The sequence below is a fragment of the Hyphomicrobium sp. NDB2Meth4 genome (assembly GCF_900117445.1).
Taxonomy (GTDB): Bacteria; Pseudomonadota; Alphaproteobacteria; order Rhizobiales; family Hyphomicrobiaceae; genus Hyphomicrobium_A.
In genome coordinates this window covers 1-15,056 of the sequence record NZ_FPEJ01000006.1, presented here as the reverse complement: position 1 = coordinate 15,056, position 15,056 = coordinate 1, and the positions used below count along the sequence as shown (strand labels likewise).

16 protein-coding genes and 1 tRNA gene are annotated in these 15,056 nt (G+C 58.9%); 10 read left to right on the top strand and 7 right to left on the bottom strand.

Annotated elements, in window-relative coordinates; translation table 11 throughout:
• The first annotated feature begins 170 nt into the window (after positions 1 to 170).
• Positions 171 to 1,445, top strand: coding sequence for a hypothetical protein (locus NDB2M4_RS11760; RefSeq protein ID WP_072375163.1), 1,275 nt, complete (start codon positions 171 to 173; stop codon positions 1,443 to 1,445).
• An 18-nt stretch (positions 1,446 to 1,463) separates the two neighbouring features.
• Here the strand turns inward: NDB2M4_RS11760 and rpoH are convergent, their stop codons facing one another.
• Together rpoH and NDB2M4_RS11750 are read right to left on the bottom strand one after the other, a co-directional pair.
• Positions 1,464 to 2,366: an RNA polymerase sigma factor RpoH gene (gene rpoH / locus NDB2M4_RS11755; protein WP_072375504.1), complete on the bottom strand. Its 903-nt coding sequence runs from the start codon at positions 2,364 to 2,366 to the stop codon at positions 1,464 to 1,466.
• Between the two features lie 395 nt (positions 2,367 to 2,761).
• Entirely contained in the window at positions 2,762 to 3,778 is a 1,017-nt protein-coding gene (locus NDB2M4_RS11750; protein ID WP_072375160.1) for an RluA family pseudouridine synthase, read from the bottom strand.
• 46 nt (positions 3,779 to 3,824) lie between these two features.
• Here NDB2M4_RS11750 and NDB2M4_RS11745 point away from each other — a divergent pair, with 46 nt between their 5' ends.
• The 3 genes from NDB2M4_RS11745 (at position 3,825) to NDB2M4_RS20490 (ending at position 5,828) form a co-directional block, all read left to right on the top strand.
• On the top strand, positions 3,825 to 4,190 hold the full coding sequence (locus tag NDB2M4_RS11745) for a DUF6476 family protein (protein ID WP_072375157.1): 366 nt from the start codon (positions 3,825 to 3,827) through the stop codon (positions 4,188 to 4,190).
• Positions 4,191 to 4,285: 95 nt separating this feature from the next.
• Positions 4,286 to 4,361 (top strand) — tRNA-Glu (locus NDB2M4_RS11740).
• A 432-nt stretch (positions 4,362 to 4,793) separates the two neighbouring features.
• A complete protein-coding gene (locus tag NDB2M4_RS20490; protein ID WP_244536153.1) occupies positions 4,794 to 5,828 on the top strand; it encodes a hypothetical protein in 1,035 nt (344 codons plus the stop codon).
• 47 nt (positions 5,829 to 5,875) lie between these two features.
• Here NDB2M4_RS20490 and NDB2M4_RS11720 read toward each other — a convergent pair whose 3' ends face one another.
• Positions 5,876 to 6,445 (bottom strand): recombinase family protein, encoded by a 570-nt coding sequence (locus NDB2M4_RS11720; RefSeq protein WP_072375151.1) that lies wholly within the window; start codon positions 6,443 to 6,445, stop codon positions 5,876 to 5,878.
• Between the two features lie 1,053 nt (positions 6,446 to 7,498).
• Here NDB2M4_RS11720 and NDB2M4_RS11710 point away from each other — a divergent pair.
• Entirely contained in the window at positions 7,499 to 7,882 is a 384-nt protein-coding gene (locus NDB2M4_RS11710) for a hypothetical protein (RefSeq protein ID WP_072375145.1), read from the top strand.
• Positions 7,883 to 7,974: 92 nt separating this feature from the next.
• Entirely contained in the window at positions 7,975 to 8,436 is a 462-nt protein-coding gene (locus tag NDB2M4_RS11705; RefSeq protein ID WP_139247228.1) for a hypothetical protein, read from the top strand.
• 405 nt (positions 8,437 to 8,841) lie between these two features.
• Here the strand turns inward: NDB2M4_RS11705 and NDB2M4_RS11695 are convergent, their stop codons facing one another.
• The gene (locus tag NDB2M4_RS11695; RefSeq protein WP_139247227.1) at positions 8,842 to 9,048 is read right to left on the bottom strand and encodes a hypothetical protein; all 207 of its coding nucleotides are present in this window, start codon (positions 9,046 to 9,048) and stop codon (positions 8,842 to 8,844) included.
• 271 nt (positions 9,049 to 9,319) lie between these two features.
• Complete coding sequence (locus NDB2M4_RS11690) at positions 9,320 to 9,607, bottom strand: hypothetical protein (RefSeq protein ID WP_139247226.1); 288 nt, start codon at positions 9,605 to 9,607, stop codon at positions 9,320 to 9,322.
• Between the two features lie 298 nt (positions 9,608 to 9,905).
• On the opposite strand from NDB2M4_RS11690, the gene NDB2M4_RS11680 reads away from it, so the two are divergent.
• The gene (locus NDB2M4_RS11680; RefSeq protein WP_072375129.1) at positions 9,906 to 10,736 is read left to right on the top strand and encodes a hypothetical protein; all 831 of its coding nucleotides are present in this window, start codon (positions 9,906 to 9,908) and stop codon (positions 10,734 to 10,736) included.
• Positions 10,737 to 10,967: 231 nt separating this feature from the next.
• Here the strand turns inward: NDB2M4_RS11680 and NDB2M4_RS19980 are convergent, their stop codons facing one another.
• Positions 10,968 to 11,405: a RuvC family protein gene (locus tag NDB2M4_RS19980; RefSeq protein WP_139247225.1), complete on the bottom strand. Its 438-nt coding sequence runs from the start codon at positions 11,403 to 11,405 to the stop codon at positions 10,968 to 10,970.
• 454 nt (positions 11,406 to 11,859) lie between these two features.
• Between NDB2M4_RS19980 and NDB2M4_RS11670 the strand changes: the two genes are divergently transcribed.
• The 3 genes from NDB2M4_RS11670 (at position 11,860) to NDB2M4_RS11660 (ending at position 14,223) form a co-directional block, all read left to right on the top strand.
• A complete protein-coding gene (locus tag NDB2M4_RS11670; RefSeq protein WP_072375124.1) occupies positions 11,860 to 12,525 on the top strand; it encodes a tyrosine-type recombinase/integrase in 666 nt (221 codons plus the stop codon).
• Positions 12,526 to 13,022: 497 nt separating this feature from the next.
• Complete coding sequence (locus tag NDB2M4_RS11665; RefSeq protein WP_139247224.1) at positions 13,023 to 13,727, top strand: hypothetical protein; 705 nt, start codon at positions 13,023 to 13,025, stop codon at positions 13,725 to 13,727.
• Positions 13,728 to 13,767: 40 nt separating this feature from the next.
• A complete protein-coding gene (locus NDB2M4_RS11660) occupies positions 13,768 to 14,223 on the top strand; it encodes a hypothetical protein (protein ID WP_139247223.1) in 456 nt (151 codons plus the stop codon).
• Between the two features lie 424 nt (positions 14,224 to 14,647).
• Here the strand turns inward: NDB2M4_RS11660 and NDB2M4_RS20355 are convergent.
• A partial coding sequence (locus NDB2M4_RS20355) for a hypothetical protein (RefSeq protein ID WP_210186539.1) occupies positions 14,648 to 15,056 on the bottom strand: 409 nt, incomplete at its 5' end.

Genomic DNA, 15,056 nt, shown 5'->3' with positions numbered 1-15,056 from the left:
CGCATAAGAGTATGTGATTCGGCCCAATATCCGAGGGGTGCACCGCAGCAAATTAATGTTGCATGCGCGGAGCACTTGCGGTGCGAGGCCAAAAACGGGCCATAAGGCGTCATTCTCGCCTTTTTCTACGGCATACTTTCATCAACTCGAATCACCTGCGAGGTTTCACGATGCGCTTTGCCCCATTTGCCCTGGCTGCCTGTCTTTTGGCGACACCCGTCTGGGCATGTGATCCGGCAGCGGCGCCCGAAACCTTCCAGACCGGCGAAGCGGGCTGGGGCGACGCCGACGCGCAGTTCCGCATCGAGAACAACGCAGCGATCCTTGCACCCGAGGTCGGCACGCAGACGGCTCGCTGGAACGCCGGCAAGTCACTGACTGACGCCGACGTCTGCGTCACCATCCAAATGCCAGACACCACCGCCGACGCCTCTCGCGGTTACGCCGGCCTGCTGTTTTGGGGCGTCGACAAGGACAACTTCTATCAGGCAGTCATCTCGCGCAACGGCATGGTGACGGTGGCGCGTAAAGTGGGCGGTCGCATTCTTGGTGCGCCGCTCGTCCACTGGACGCCGAACAGCGCCATTAAGACCGGCGCCGACGCGACCAATATTCTGCGCGTCACGATTGAGGGCGCGAATGTCGCCGTGCGCATCAACGACGCCGAGGTTGCACGCTTCCGCGGTCAAGCGCCCGAGGGCGCGAGCCACATCGGCCTAATCGCATCGTCGGCACCCGCCGCCGTCGACACCTGGCGCTTCACCGACTTCAAGCTGGGCTCGCCTCCCGCAGCGGCTGCAGCGACAGCCGCGCCGTCGTCCGCAGCGGAAGTGCAAACCACCGGCGCCGTTCCCGCCGCCGCGGAAAACAATTGCGGCACCGGGCGGCTGCTGTTCGAGGACAAGTTCACCGATCACGATCCGATGTGGGGGACGAAGGACGGCGAGGTTAAGATCTCCGGCGGCGAGGCCGAGTTCGACCCCAACCCCGGCACATCCGCGCTTCGGTGGAACCGCGCTTTCGTCTTCTCCGATATGGATGCTTGTCTGACCGTCCGGCCCGCCAACAACACTATAAACCCGACAGCGAGCTACGCCGGGCTGCTGTTCTGGGTGCAGGACAGCCGCAACTACTACCAGGCGGTCGTCGCCCCCAACGGCTATTTCACCGTCGCACGCATTGTCGATGGCAAGGTCGTCGCCAAGCGGCCTGTCGCGTGGACGAAGGTCGCTGCCGTCAATACCGGCTCGAAGGAGCGCAACACCCTGCGCGTGACGATCAAAGGGCCTCAGGCCGAGATCGCCATCAACGGCAAGCCAGCGGCAAGCTTCCACGGCGATCCGCCGGTCGGCGCCAGCTACATTGGAATGCTGGCGGCCTCAGCCGACACGAAAAAGGGTGATACCTGGACGGTCAGCGACCTGAAGGTGACGGCGCCGCAATAACGGCGCCGCCGCTTAGCATTAGCTGATGTGCTGCTGGCGCTCGGTCTCGTCCGCCATAGCCGCGGACTGCACCGCCTTCTGCACCTTCTCGAACGCGCGCACCTCGATCTGCCGGATGCGCTCGCGCGAAACGCCGAACTCGGTCGACAGATCTTCCAGCGTCGCCGGCTGCTCAGTGAGACGCCGCGCTTCGAAGATACGCCGCTCGCGGTCGTTGAGCGTCGACAGTGCACTCGTCAGGTAGCTCTTGCGCTGATCGAGTTCCTGCTCCTCGCCAAGCACTTCCTCTTGCGTCGGCTGATCGTCGGCAAGCCAGTCCTGCCACTCGCCCGCTTCCATGTCGTTGCGCACGGGCGCGTTGAGCGACGCGTCACCGCCAAGGCGCCGGTTCATCGACACCACGTCGGCTTCGCTCACACCGAACTTGTGCGCGATCGTCTTCACTTGGTCGGGGCGAAGATCGCCCTCGTCCAGCGCCTGCAGCTGGCTCTTGGCGCGCCGCAGGTTGAAGAACAGCTTTTTCTGTGCGGCCGTGGTGCCCATCTTCACGAGGCTCCACGAGCGCAGGATGTATTCCTGGATCGACGCGCGGATCCACCACATCGCGTACGTTGCGAGGCGGAAGCCCTTGTCCGGATCGAACCGCTTTACCGCCTGCATCAGGCCGACGTTGCCCTCGGAGATGACCTCGCCGATCGGCAGGCCGTAGCCGCGGTAGCCCATGGCGATGCGCGCGACCAGTCGCAGATGCGACGTCACGAGCTTTTCAGCCGCGTCCTGGTCGGCGTGCTCCTGCCAGCGCTTGGCCAGCATGAATTCCTCGCCCGGCTCGAGCATGGGGAACTTGCGGATCTCTTCGAGATACCGGGAAAGACCCAGCGAGCCTTGTGCGATCGTCGGAAGCTTCGAAGTGGTCGCCATATTCATCACCTGTCCGCCCCAGTGCCGTGGGCGGTCCCTCGTAACTACGCGGCATGGCCACGCAGGGCACATATGCGCAGGGCACATATATTGTTGCGTGCCCCTTGAAACCCAAACGTCCTGCTACCCAGATTTCCGTCGATAGTTGCCTCTGGGCCTCTGTCTGCTTATACGCGGTCAAAGGCTACATTGTTGCATTCGACCTATGTCGCAGTTGCAGTCCAGTAATGTGGACACAGCTGCTCGCGTTATCGTGACCTTTCGGACGCATTTGCCATTCTGCCCGGAGCACGGCCCCGAGAATAGCGGCTCATCTGCTAACGCGCCTTTTGGCGGGGACATACAAACCCCGCCAGACGCTAACGTGAGCTTTTGCCGGCCGGCACGATTTGCCGCTAATCGGATGAGAGCGCTTCAAGTAGCGCCTTCATATCGTTGGGCAACGGCGCCTCGAACGCCAACGGCTTCTTCGTTCTTGGGTGCTCGAACCCGAGCTCCGCGGCGTGCAACGCTTGCCGATGCAGCGCATCTAGAGCTGCAACCGCCTCTTCGCTCAACTTCGTCGTCTTGGCCTTGAATCCGCTGCCGTACGTCGCATCGCCGAGCACCGGATGCCCGATGTGTGCAAGATGCACGCGAATCTGATGCGTGCGCCCCGTTTCAAGTTCCAGGCGGAGCAGTGACACTTCACCCGCCGGAGTATCGAACGTCTCCAGCACTTCGTAATGCGTCACCGCGTGCCGCCCGCTCTCGCCCGTCACCACCGCGATCTTGGTGCGGTTGGAACGGCTCCGGTCGAGCCGTGCCGAGATAACGCCGCGCGGGCGCAACGGTTTCCCCCACACCAGCGCCAGGTACGCGCGATGCATCTTTTCGTCGGCGCCGTGCGCGGCGAACTGCTCGCTCAGCGCCTTGTGCGCAGCATCGTTCTTGGCAACGACGAGCAGCCCCGACGTACCCTTGTCCAGCCTATGGACGATGCCGGGCCGCTTCACGCCGCCAATGCCCGACAGGCTGGAGCCACAATGCGCGATCAGCGCGTTCACCAAGGTGCCGCTGCTGTGGCCGGCGGCGGGGTGCACCACCAGATGCGCCGGCTTGTTGATCACGATCACGTCGCCGTCCTCGTAGACGACATCGAGCGCAATATCCTCGCCTTCGGGCTCGGCCGGCTCAGCTTCGGGGACGTTGATGGTGAACGTCTCCCCCGGTTTGACCCTGTAGGAGCCGTCTCCTATGGTCCCCCCGCCCGGGCCGGTCACGTTGCCAGACCGGATCAGCGCCTGAATCCGCGCGCGGCTCAATGTCGTGACGCGCTGGGCGAGCAGTTTATCGAGGCGGCTGCCGGCTTCCGCTTCACCCACCTGGAGCTCGACGAGGCCCGCGTGGTGTTCTTCGAGACGATCGCTCATGGGGCGCAATGGGTATCCGTTGGCCTCCGCGATGAGGGAGGGATTGATGCAGGAAAGAGTTGAGGCAGAGGCACCGTCCGCGGATGAGCTGCGCCTGCAGCGCAATCTCAAGATCATCGTGATCGCGCTGGGCGTCCTGCTCTTCGCCGGGCTCGCCGTTATTATCGGCCGCATCATCTATCTCGCGTCGCGCCAGCCGGTGCAACCGCCCGTCGTGGCGGTCGAAGCGCTGAGCACCGAGCAGACTATGCAACTCCCCGCCGGCGCCGACGTGCGCTCGATCTCCCTGTCGGGCGATCGCCTCGCCGTGCACTACATCGCCGCGGGCCGCGAAGGCATCGCCGTGCTCGATCTCAAGAACGGAAAGCCGCTGGCGCGCGTGGGGATAGAGCGCGCGGCCCCCACAAACTAGCACTTTCGAGCACTTTGCTGCCCCGTGACGCCGCAGGCCGAAGAAATGGCTTGATTGATAGGGGCCTCTGCCCATATACGAGCGCTTCCAGCGCTGTCCCGTTCGTCTAGTGGCCTAGGACACCAGCCTCTCACGTTGGGAACAGGGGTTCGAGTCCCCTACGGGGCGCCATCCAATCTGTAAGTCATTGACATTGTAGGGGGTATTTGGGCTCATTTTCCCAAACCCGCCACCGCCCATTCCCAAACCTTCGGGCTGGACTCCCACCCCTGGAACGGCAGGCCTTTCACGCGCCAGCCTGTCCATGGCCGAACGCGCCAGCTTCTTCTGCTCAGCCGCCTTTGTGTAGCGCGCAACTTCCTCGAGGCTCGCATGGCCGGTGATGGCGGCGATCTCGTTTGCTGAGCATCCGGCCTCTGCGAGCCGGCGTGCTGCTGCCTTTCGTAGCCCGTGCGTAACGCACCGCTCGGGCAAGCCGGCTTTGCCGATGCGCACGCCCATGAAATTGCTCAACCCCTTAGAGCTGAAAGGCTTGCCAAAGGCCGTCTGCAGGATCGCGCCCTCGCGACGACGCGATGCCGATAGAATGGCATAGAGTTCCGGGTGGAACGGGACCAGCAACTTGGCTTTGGTCTTGCGTTGCACGACCCAGATGCCGTCCTCGCTCACGTCAGCCCACGACATCTTGGCGACGTCCGACGTACGCTGTCCCGAGTAGAGGAACAGCGCGAACGCCAAGCGCTCGCGGGATCCAATACGCCAAGTCGCTTCAAACCGCTCGATCTCCCCGTCGGTCCACGTGTGGAACTCGCCTTCGGCGAATTTCTTGATGCGGATGGTCGGGTCGTCGGTGCGCCAACCGTTGTCGATGGCGAAGTGGAGCAGGACCTTCAGCTTCTTCAGGAGCTGGTTGGCCGCGCCGGGTGTGGCTGCGCGCTTGGCGATGATCTTCTGGACGTGCTTACGCGTCATCTCGCGCACAAGGCGGTGCCCGACATTCTCCTCGATGAGGAAGCGCTCGATCACGCTCGCGTAGGTCATCTGCGTCTGCATGGCGAGGCGAAGATAGTCCGGGCTCTCGAAATATTCCTGGACCAGACGATCGAAGGTGCCCGGAGCGCCGCGAACCTTCTTCTCAGCTTTAACAGCGACCCTCTTGAGTGCTGCGGCATACGCCGCCTTGAAGGCCTGAGACTCCGGCGCGCTTGGCAAAGGTGTGCGCTCACCCCTTCCATGGCGAAAGTAGTAGCGAACGCGACCGTGACGGTCGACGAAGCGCTCGATGTATTTGAGCTTCTTGTCGCTCATTTAAAATCCTCCCAGCTGTCGAGCTTTCGTTCAGCCAGTCCCGATCCCTGCTCGCCCTCTTCACGCGGGAGGCACTTGAATGCGAGATCCAGTTCTTCGACATCCCAGATGCGGCGTGCTCCAGCCACGCGTGGCCTCGGCATCACGCCCGCTTCCACCAACTTGCGAAAGAAGGCCGGCGAAAATGAGAGATACACGGCGGCCTCGTTCTCATCGAGACCACGCCTCACATTCAGCCGCGCCGCGATCACCGCCTTCGACCTTGCACTCATCTTCACCTCGGCTTCAGTTGCTGGGCGCAGAGTGCAGCGAGGTCGGGTTGGAACTTAATCGAATTTCCTAGCTACCCTTAGCTACTCCAAAGCTCGCCCAAGCCGTCACTCCACTGAGAGTGATCGCGCATGCGAAACGGCCCTTTTGACGGTCAGCGGCGAGACGCAGAAATGTTCGGCGACGCTTCTCAGTGACCGGTAGGCACCAAGCAGTTGTCGAGCTGTCTCGACCTGGCTGCGCGAAAGCTTGTGAGGTCGCCCGCCCCGCCGGCCGCGAAGGCGAGCTGCCGCCAATCCAGCCTTGGTTCGCTCGCTGATGAGGGCTCGTTCGAACTCCGCCAGAGCGCCCATGACGTGGAACAGTAATCGACCGGTTGCTGATTGAGTGTCGATTGCCTCCGTGAGGGAGCAAAAGGCGATCCCTCGCCTCTCAAGCATCGACAGCGTCTGAATGAGGTGAGACAGGCTTCGCCCCAGCCGGTCGAGCTTCCAGGTGACAAGTGTGTCACCGGGGGCAAGCGACCGCAGTGCTTCCGCGAGAGCCGGCCGACTGTATCTGGCGCCGGACACTCCGCGGTCGACGAATACCCGGACGCATCCCGAGTTTGTCAGCGCATCAACCTGAAGATCCGCATTCTGGTCATCGGTGGATACGCGGGCGTAGCCCAGTCTCATTCAGCGATCCGTCCTGCCGTTCATTGCCCAGGCGGTGCGCCGGGATGCGACGTTATGGATGCTATCAAAAAGGGTCGTTTTCGAAGGTCGCGGTGGGACTTCGGTTGAGAAACAGCAGGCCTCATGCTTGCAGCGTTGCAGGCCGCTAACTTTCCCGCAAGGCAAGTGACTACAAAACGACCCTTTTTGGAGCGCCGCTCGGAGGGGGTTGTGAAAGTGCGCCCCTCTTAAAGGCTAGTATGAGTAGCGTTCAAGGCACGCCTGACCGATTGCTGACGATTGGGCAGGTGCAGGGTCTGATCGGGGTGAGCCGGGCTACCCTTTACGTCTGGATTTCAAAAGGGCACTTCCCGCCCGGTGTACTATTGGGACCCAGAGTGCGGCGGTGGTGGCGCAGCGACATTCTAAGTTGGATTTCCTCACAGGCGACCGGCAAAATATCGGGACAGCATCGGGAGTGAGCTGGCGAACATTCTTCTGCTTCGGCCCTCGCAAGTCATCGACGGCAGCTGAGCTGCGGAAGCTGAAAAAATTGGACACAAAAATGGGTATGAAAGCGGAGGTCGCGCGGCGCCCGTGCAATTGCATCAATTAGTTAGGATGCGCAGTTCGACTTCCCATGGCTCCCTCACTGCAGTGTCCAGCTTCATCGATTTAATGGCAGATTTTTCCTTCTAGACCAAACCCTTGCGCTCCGAATCATTCTCATGCGATCTCAACGGAGATCATACCGAGGGTTCGAATCCCTCCGGCTCCTTCACGCGTGTCATCCTGTCTCAGGTGATCTCAACCATGGGTTCAAATCCCAACCTCTCGCCCAACTGAGATCGACCTGTCTCAGCTATCGAGGTTTCGAATTCCACCCCCTCGGCCCAACTGGCCTCAACAAGTCTCAACATTACTCAACGCGGGTTCGAATCCCACCCCCTCCGCCAGCAATTTCCTAATGATTTCAATGGGGTTGTCACCCCATTCACCCCAATAATTCACCCCAATGGGCTATCGCGCAGCCCGGGGTATGGATTAGGCGGCTCCGGGGAAGGGGTGCAGCGAGTGAAAACGCTGTTTGGGTTGGGTCTGTTCGGCTTCACTGCTTTCATTCTGCTGCTTCCGTCGGATGTGCGTGCCGACGCGTGTACTGGTGATGGCAAGGTTGGCTTTATGCTGGGGCAGATACAGAACCAATGTGGTGGTTTCCGACTGACGGAGCGCGGAAGCTCGGCATTGCTTCGTATTGCCGGTGACGTCGGACGGAGAGGGGACGCCTGCATCAATCAGGCAAAGGTCGCAGCTCTTTCCGAACTTGGCCGCGAGTATCCGGAGATCACCGAAGCAGCGGAAGCTGGAGACCAAGACCTCTTAACCCGGAAACTTTGTGCGGCGATCTATCTTCAGTTGATGAGCACGGGGTTCGTAACCTTCAACTTTGGCCAGTAGTTGCTATGCGACGAAGTGGATCGCGAAGGTTGATACGTTGAGGGGCTGACGTTAGCGTTCCCTGGGGTTAGGGGAACATTACGGGGGCGGGGATGCTTTCCATCACTGATCTACGTGCTTACAGCCAGAGCGCTATTGCACGTGTAGCGACACAGGTGGGCTTGCTCGGCGGAGCCTTGCTGATCATCTATATTTTGAAGAGTGAGCCGCCGAGGCCAAGCGAACTGTCACTGGCGTTGTTTTCTCTCATGTTATTCCTGCTCGGCGGGCTCCTAGCGACAAATGTAACGGGCTTTATCCTTTGGCGGATTCAATCCCTATCCGAGGGGCCAAAGCGACTCTGCTGCGTTGCGTTGATCAGTCTGATCTTGGCTGCGGCCCTCTATTTCTATTCCGACCTTCCCCGATATCGGTCCCTACGATTCGAGGAGATGATCGAATACGTGGTTGCGGTTTGGGCAACCGTCCTAGGTAGCGTTCTGGCCCTCATGTTTGTCGGCGCCATCCTCCAATGGGTGCTGGCAGGTTTCCGCCAGCAGCAACCGCCTGTATGAGAAAAGGCGAACTCTCCAAAACTGCCATCGACCGCCAGTTTCCCCATCAAGTCGCGCTCCCCGCAACCGAGTTCAGGGCGCGGCACGCGGCACGCGGTCAGGCGTCGGCGCAAAAAAACAATCAGCCGAACGCGACCGCCAGTAGCTTCTGATCTCGCTTTCAAACCAGCCCTCAGCTTCCGATCGAGCTTCGACACGCGATCGAAAGTTCAAGTAGTGGCTATAGTGGTTGCCTTCGAGCCACGTTGTGAAAGAGCCGAAGCTTGGATAGTGGCCCGGTTGCTGTTGGTAGCCGGTCTCGCGCATCCATTCCAAGGCGAGTGCACGGATAGCTCGTTCGGCGTCGGTTCTATTGTGCATGACCGTCAGTCGCCCTTGTGAAGCTTGGAAATAATTGGAGGGACGCTAGCACTTCACCTCGACCCCGCAGACGTTCGATGTCTGAACGATCACCATTTTCGCGTCCGGTTTGCTGCACGTGACCAGCATCGAGCCATCCGACACCGGAAAGCGGACCATGCGAAGAGTTGACGTCTCGACAATGTTGACCGGAGTGATGCCGAGCTTGGTCGCAGTCAGTTGAATGGTGGCTACGCATCGTTCGAATGACATCGAGATAGTCTTGGTTCGGTCGTCAGCTTGGGCGGTTAGTGGCGCGAGGAAAAGGGCTGCAATCAAAATGCGGTTCATGGAATCACCTGAGGTCGAAAATGATTTGTCACCTCCTCAGGCTAGTGGCTGCAATCGCACTGATCGAATCCCGATCGGGTCTATTAACACTCAAGTTCCATGTTGAGAGCGGCGAATGGGTCGGTAATTCCGACAGACACGACGGCGACCACGTAAGGAACGGCTCATAGAGGCCAGCAGGTGACTTCTGCGATTAGGCTGCGTTGGCGGAGTTGATACGGCGATCAGTCAGATGCTCGTCCAATTCCTCCAAGCTCCCGGTGAACACCGGATGATCGCCTGCAAGCAATTGCCACTCGCCCCAGCCCTTCCACTTTGGCCAGAGACCTCGAATTTGCGCCTTGTGGTACACACGGGCTTTCAGCTCCTCGTATGGGGCGTCATGGGTCACCGCGAGGTGTGTGAGGGCGACCGACGCCAATCCTGTGTTGAGATCGTTACGATACGTTGCTGGACGTACGTTCGCTTCAGGATCTCTCATCACCCTTCAGCGCGGCGGCAAGACGGCCTCAGTCGGTCGTCCTTAGAGGAAATACCCGCCGTCTACTGCGGTGAGCGTCTCGTTATCGGAGACAGTCATCAGATTATCGTGCGAACGCGTCCAACCAGGAATGAGCGCTGATCCGTCATTCGGAGCATCTTGCTCGAAGCTAGGATTCACAAGCGTGATCGGCGTGGCTTCGTTAGGATCGAACTTGTAGACCCATTCACCCGTCTGATGCGGCCGATCTGAAGGTGACCGCACTCGTGGTAGAAAATGAACCGCTGAACGATCGAAGATGATCACCGCGTCCCTCATCGGTGGGGCGCACATGATCTTCCTCGACAACATCAATCACAAGGTCGCCTCCGGTCACCTCGCCGCCGCACTCACTGTCGGTGTCTGGAAGGATCGCATCCTGGGCGAAAGCACCATCACAGCCGTGCCAAACTCTGCGACGTGGGTGCTCGCCGGAAACAACCTGCAATTTTCGAACGAATTGATGCGCCGAAACGTACCGATCCGCCTCGATGCGAACGTCGCTAATCCGACGCTGGATCGACCGATGTCGACGTTCAAACACGATCTCACGGTTTGGTTGAAAGAGAACCGCGCGAACCTGCTGTGGGCGTGTCACGTCCTGGGGCTCAACTGGATTCAAAAAGGGCGCCCGCACAACGTACAAAAACACGTGCACTCTTTTGACGCCTGGAGTCGCGTCATGGGAGGCATTTTTGAAGCTGCCGGAATTGATGGCTTCCTAGACAACATCCAAAACTATCTCGGAAATCGCGACGAAGACATCGACGTTATCCGTGATTTTGCCAAGCATCTTTTTGAAAAATTCGACACACAAAAAATGACCGTGCGTGAGATGTACGAGAACAGCACAAATCCGTTCGGAAAATTGGATTACGATCTGCCGATCTCAGGAAATAATGAGCACGCGCAAATCATCTCACTAGGCAAATTCATACAGACCCAGATGGTCGGATGCACCTTCCGCATCCGCGAAGCCGGTGAGGTAGGGGGTACTGACGAAGTGCTCGGCAAGCTGGTGAAAATTCGCCAGCGCAACCCCAGTGCGTACGTTTGGAGTGTCCTCCCGCCTCAATCGCCTAAAAATTAGGCACTGCGTTATGTAGGATTATGTGAGGTTATGTCTGTATTCCACGCGTATGGGAGTCAAAATAAAAGAGTCCTCAATGTGAGTATATTGATTCTTTTCTACGCCCATTAGAGTGCGTAAGAGACATACCCTCACATAACCCTACATAACGCTCCTACGGGACCGTCAGGTAAGGCGCCCGATAGTGCTCTAGATGAGTATATTGGAGAATGAACGGGTAAAACCGATGTCTCACCCGATGTTGAATTCGCCCGATGTCAGTAGGCCATAGAGAGCGATAAGAGCCGCCTCACACTTCCCTTCCGATGTGAGCATTTTCTGCTGGAAAGGGAACAATCGTTTCGCTTTGAGAATGGACGATCGTTTTTCAGCGGTAACGCCGATGTCGCGTTTCCAGACGGAAGGCGTGATGTAGCTCGGTGTGATGCCCCGTCCGGCCGCAATGCCTTTCAGGATGCCTTTCCCCTCGCCAAAACTGAATGAGGAAACGACGCCCATTTGCGGGGATGAAAACACGTCTTCAATCCAGAACTCTGTCGGCGCGTAATGGGCTGAACAGGAAGCGGAAGCGAAGCGTCGCAGCGAGTGCCCGACGATTGACGAACAGCGCTGTTCGTCCGCTTGAAGGCTTCCAGACGTCACACGCAAGAAGTGGGTATCTGCCCGCATCCGCGTATCTCGCTGGAGAGCATCGCCACCATGTTCTGCGAGCCTTCCAAGATCGTCATGACGACCGGCGCTGTGACGCTGCCGAACTACGTCCCCAAGAAGCAGACATCCGCGCCGAGTTCCACCACGTTATCGCTGCGGTCATCGTCGAGTTGGACGATGAAGGCGACGTCTTCTGTCGCCCGTTTCTGCCGTCACTGGATCAGGAGGACGCCCCGGCGGGTCGCTCCTATGTAGGGGTTAACGCATAATTAAATAATTAGGTAAACCGCCTTCCACTCCTCGCCGCGCGGCGCCCTCACGTCTCTGGCGTTCAACTCGGTTGCCAGCTCCCGCAGTAGCCTGTCGCGCTCAATCTATTCGCCTCGAACTATGCCGGGCGAGTCACCCCTCAATCAGACTCCATTTCCTTCACCATTTCAGCCGGTAAACCACCAAACTTCGCATTCCATTATTGAAAGCGAAGTTCGGTTTCCAATATTCTCAGACATTGGAGAAAGTCGGGGAGTTGAAAAGTCAAATGGCCTGCGTAAACCGCATAGCTTATGGACAAAAGGCACCCTTCACGGCTGACGACGTGGCGGCAATTCGTAAGTCTCGTGTCCTGTCGTCGACCAGGGACCGCGCCCTTTTCGAGCTGGCCATATCGTCGGCGCTGCGTTCGGGGGATTTGTTGAGCCTCACGGTGTCCGATGTCACCAACGCTAACGGGGACGTGTTGCGAGACGTGCGCAAGGTGCAGGAGAAGACGGGGGGCGCTGTCCGCTTCAACGTGTCTGAAGCCGCGCGGGTGGCACTAGAGGTCCATATCAAGCACCACAGCATTGCGCCGGATCAGCCGTTGTTCTTTGCGTCACGCCTGAAAGCCCGTCGCCCGATGACAACCCGGGCATTTCAAGTGCTGGTCAAGGCGTGGGCTGACGCGGCCGGATACCGCGATACAAGCCGTTTTGCAGGACATTCTACGCGAAGGACGATGCCTTGCCATGCCTATGCCCACAGCCGCGATGTCGTCGCTGTGGCCAAGCTGCTGGGCCATTCGACTCTGCGCTATACGACGACGTATCTCAACGTGGATGAGAGTGCTGCGCTTGCTGTGGCTCGCGAGTGTGAGCTGTAGGTTGCAGGTATTCGAGATGTTTTCTCTGGCGCTCTAATGGGGTTGCCACGGCTCTCGGAGAAATTGAGCCTGCAAGCGTAAATGTAGGCAAGATGAAAAGGCGGATGGGACCCAGATAGGCCGTCACCCTGGCCCCCAATTTGCGCTCATCGCATGGCTCTGTTGCGGAAGCAGAAAGTCACGCGCGTCGAGCCGCTTACCCAACGGCGGACGCTCTGCAAGACTTGGTGGCAGCGCAGTCTCCGTCCCCTAAGGGCCAGTTGCAGACATAATCGTTCGGCTCAGTGACCTCGCAACGGGGTGCCAGCATCCCGCTCACTCCACGACCCGGCCAACAGCGGCGCCCACTGGCTACGAAGCATTAAAGCGAGCACACTTTCCCCCGGACAAGGTATGGTGACGAAGCCACGGTGGGCATTCGCTGATACCCGCCAAGCTTCAAGGGTGACTTGGCAACATTAGCGGCGGGCGCGGGCGACTTCGCCGAAGGGGGGCTAATGCAATCGAATGAAACAATGGGATGGCTAGGCTTCGCCTTGGCTGCGCTGCTTATTTTGGGGACGCTTGTCGGTGTGGGATTCGTTGCGATTTATTTCGTGAAGCGATATGCGAAGGACGCTTTTCTAGACGACCCTCTGTCATTCTTCTGGTTGTTGGGTGTAGCGTGTGGGTTCATATTCCTCGGCTCGACGGTGAGCTTCTATTTGGTCGGCGGTGGAATGCAAAAAATGCACCTATACTGGGTGGAGAGAGAGGCTCTTCCGTTTCCGTGGTCGGAGTTCCTGTGGTCAGCCGGTCGGTTTTACTTGGTTACAACGGTGGCCACGGTCAGCGCGGTCGCTATAGAGTCTCTGTTATTCTATACGCCGCTTGCGAGGTTTCGGGGGACTCTGGCCGTTTTGATGATGGCGGCGGTATATTGCGCCTGGTATTTGTTTCAGCATCCGGGCCTGATAGTCACCCATCCCATTGACGCCGTGTATTCACTGTTTGATGGCGCACAAAAAAGCGCCCAGATGCTGAAGTTTGTTGTGCTTGGCGGCGATCCAGTGAACGCGGTGTTGGGAATAATCGCTGCCCATCATGGAAATCAGTTTGAGCTAGCTGAGTATTATCCGTCACTATTTGTTTTACTGCTCGCCCTGAGCGGCCTCGGATCGATGTTGGGACTTGGCGCCGGAGGCGGCCACCAAGCGAGCTAAGATCGCAGGTTGTGATAACGAGGGCTCTGGAGGGGGGACCATGCTGTACAGATTGGGATGGAAGTTTGGTTATAGCTTATCCAAGCTCATGCAAGCGCCGAGAAAGAATCGCATCAAAGCCGAATCCGATCGAATTGAGCGTTTGGCGGTCGGAATGCTTCTGGACAAGAACAAAGTTCCGGAAAATATCACTTCATTGCCGGACCAGATGAAGGAGCAATGCGGGGGGGCCGCTTGGGGGATGCTGCAGGAAATGATGCCTCCCCTGCCGGCGCATCTGCAACCACACAAAGAGTTTCTCGACAAATACGTTGCCTGGGCCGGTCGTTGTGCCATTTACGCGCTGCTCTCAGAGGCGCCCCGGAGGGATGTGTCATTTCGCGAGTTCTATATGGCGTTGGAGCCAGGCATATTAGTTGAATCCGTGCGCAAGGCGGGTGTGGCCGGTCTGAAGATTGGAATAGATCGACTGGCAAAGCGGAGTTTTAAGGCCTAGCCTCCGCTTCTCGGCACCGCGTTCGTGTTTGCGCCCACGATGCGGCACTTGCTCAGGACCGCTTTGGGTCATGAGAGGATCTCAATCCCTGTAGAAGAATACAATTCGCGCCGCGCCTGGGATGAGCAGAAGAGAGCCAATGTCGCTGGAGGTGTAAAAGCTTCCCGGGTTGGCCAACGCGGTGTTCGCTAGGGCTCTTACATCAGCGTCGATGTCCATCCGGTCCCCGTGCGGCTCGAGCGAAGCGGCCACGCCCACATGCTCACCATCTCGATCTCGGTGATCACGATCCTGGCATAGTGTGCCCACTTCCAATGGGCGCCGGGGGCTTGATTGGCTCCGCGCGCAAGCCTGCGAGATGGCGGCCCTCCGATGGAAGGCTGATCCAATCACAATCGAGGTAACCACCGGTTACGCTGCGTCACTAGTTGGTCCCGTCGCCACGTGCCCCTACCGCGTCTTTAAGTAGATCGATAATGCGCCTCTCGTGCGCGTAATAGGGATTGCGGGCGGCAATGGGATCAAGGGCTAGCAGCGCGGACGTTAGTATCCCAGCGTCGGCTAGAGCTTGCAGGATGGCTTGCCTCGGTCGGTGGGCGTGCAGCCCCGCGTTGAACTCCTCCACAAGCCGATCCGCCTCGCCGCCGAGAGCCACGAGCTCGGCAGAGTCGCCACCAACCTTGTCCGAGATGTAAGCCCAGATACGTGTGAACCGGCATGCAATTTTGACCCCTTGCTGGGGGTAATCGGCGCGCAATTTTGACCCTACCCCCTGTGCTGAGAACATTGCCCTTGGTGCGTGCGTCGGCACGAGGGCGAGCGGGGGATGATCA

Bases quoted from the DNA above. Each gene is read 5' to 3' on its own strand.
- NDB2M4_RS11760 (WP_072375163.1), top strand. From the start codon at position 171: ATGCGCTTTGCCCCATTTGCCCTGGCTGCCTGTCTTTTGGCGACACCC.
- rpoH (WP_072375504.1), bottom strand. From the start codon at position 2,366: ATGGCGACCACTTCGAAGCTTCCGACGATCGCACAAGGCTCGCTGGGT.
- NDB2M4_RS11750 (WP_072375160.1), bottom strand. From the start codon at position 3,778: ATGAGCGATCGTCTCGAAGAACACCACGCGGGCCTCGTCGAGCTCCAG.
- NDB2M4_RS11745 (WP_072375157.1), top strand. From the start codon at position 3,825: ATGCAGGAAAGAGTTGAGGCAGAGGCACCGTCCGCGGATGAGCTGCGC.
- NDB2M4_RS11720 (WP_072375151.1), bottom strand. From the start codon at position 6,445: ATGAGACTGGGCTACGCCCGCGTATCCACCGATGACCAGAATGCGGAT.
- NDB2M4_RS11705 (WP_139247228.1), top strand. From the start codon at position 7,975: ATGCTTTCCATCACTGATCTACGTGCTTACAGCCAGAGCGCTATTGCA.
- NDB2M4_RS11695 (WP_139247227.1), bottom strand. From the start codon at position 9,048: ATGTCATTCGAACGATGCGTAGCCACCATTCAACTGACTGCGACCAAG.
- NDB2M4_RS11690 (WP_139247226.1), bottom strand. From the start codon at position 9,607: ATGAGAGATCCTGAAGCGAACGTACGTCCAGCAACGTATCGTAACGAT.
- NDB2M4_RS11680 (WP_072375129.1), top strand. From the start codon at position 9,906: ATGATCACCGCGTCCCTCATCGGTGGGGCGCACATGATCTTCCTCGAC.
- NDB2M4_RS19980 (WP_139247225.1), bottom strand. From the start codon at position 11,405: ATGCGGGCAGATACCCACTTCTTGCGTGTGACGTCTGGAAGCCTTCAA.
- NDB2M4_RS11665 (WP_139247224.1), top strand. From the start codon at position 13,023: ATGCAATCGAATGAAACAATGGGATGGCTAGGCTTCGCCTTGGCTGCG.
- NDB2M4_RS11660 (WP_139247223.1), top strand. From the start codon at position 13,768: ATGCTGTACAGATTGGGATGGAAGTTTGGTTATAGCTTATCCAAGCTC.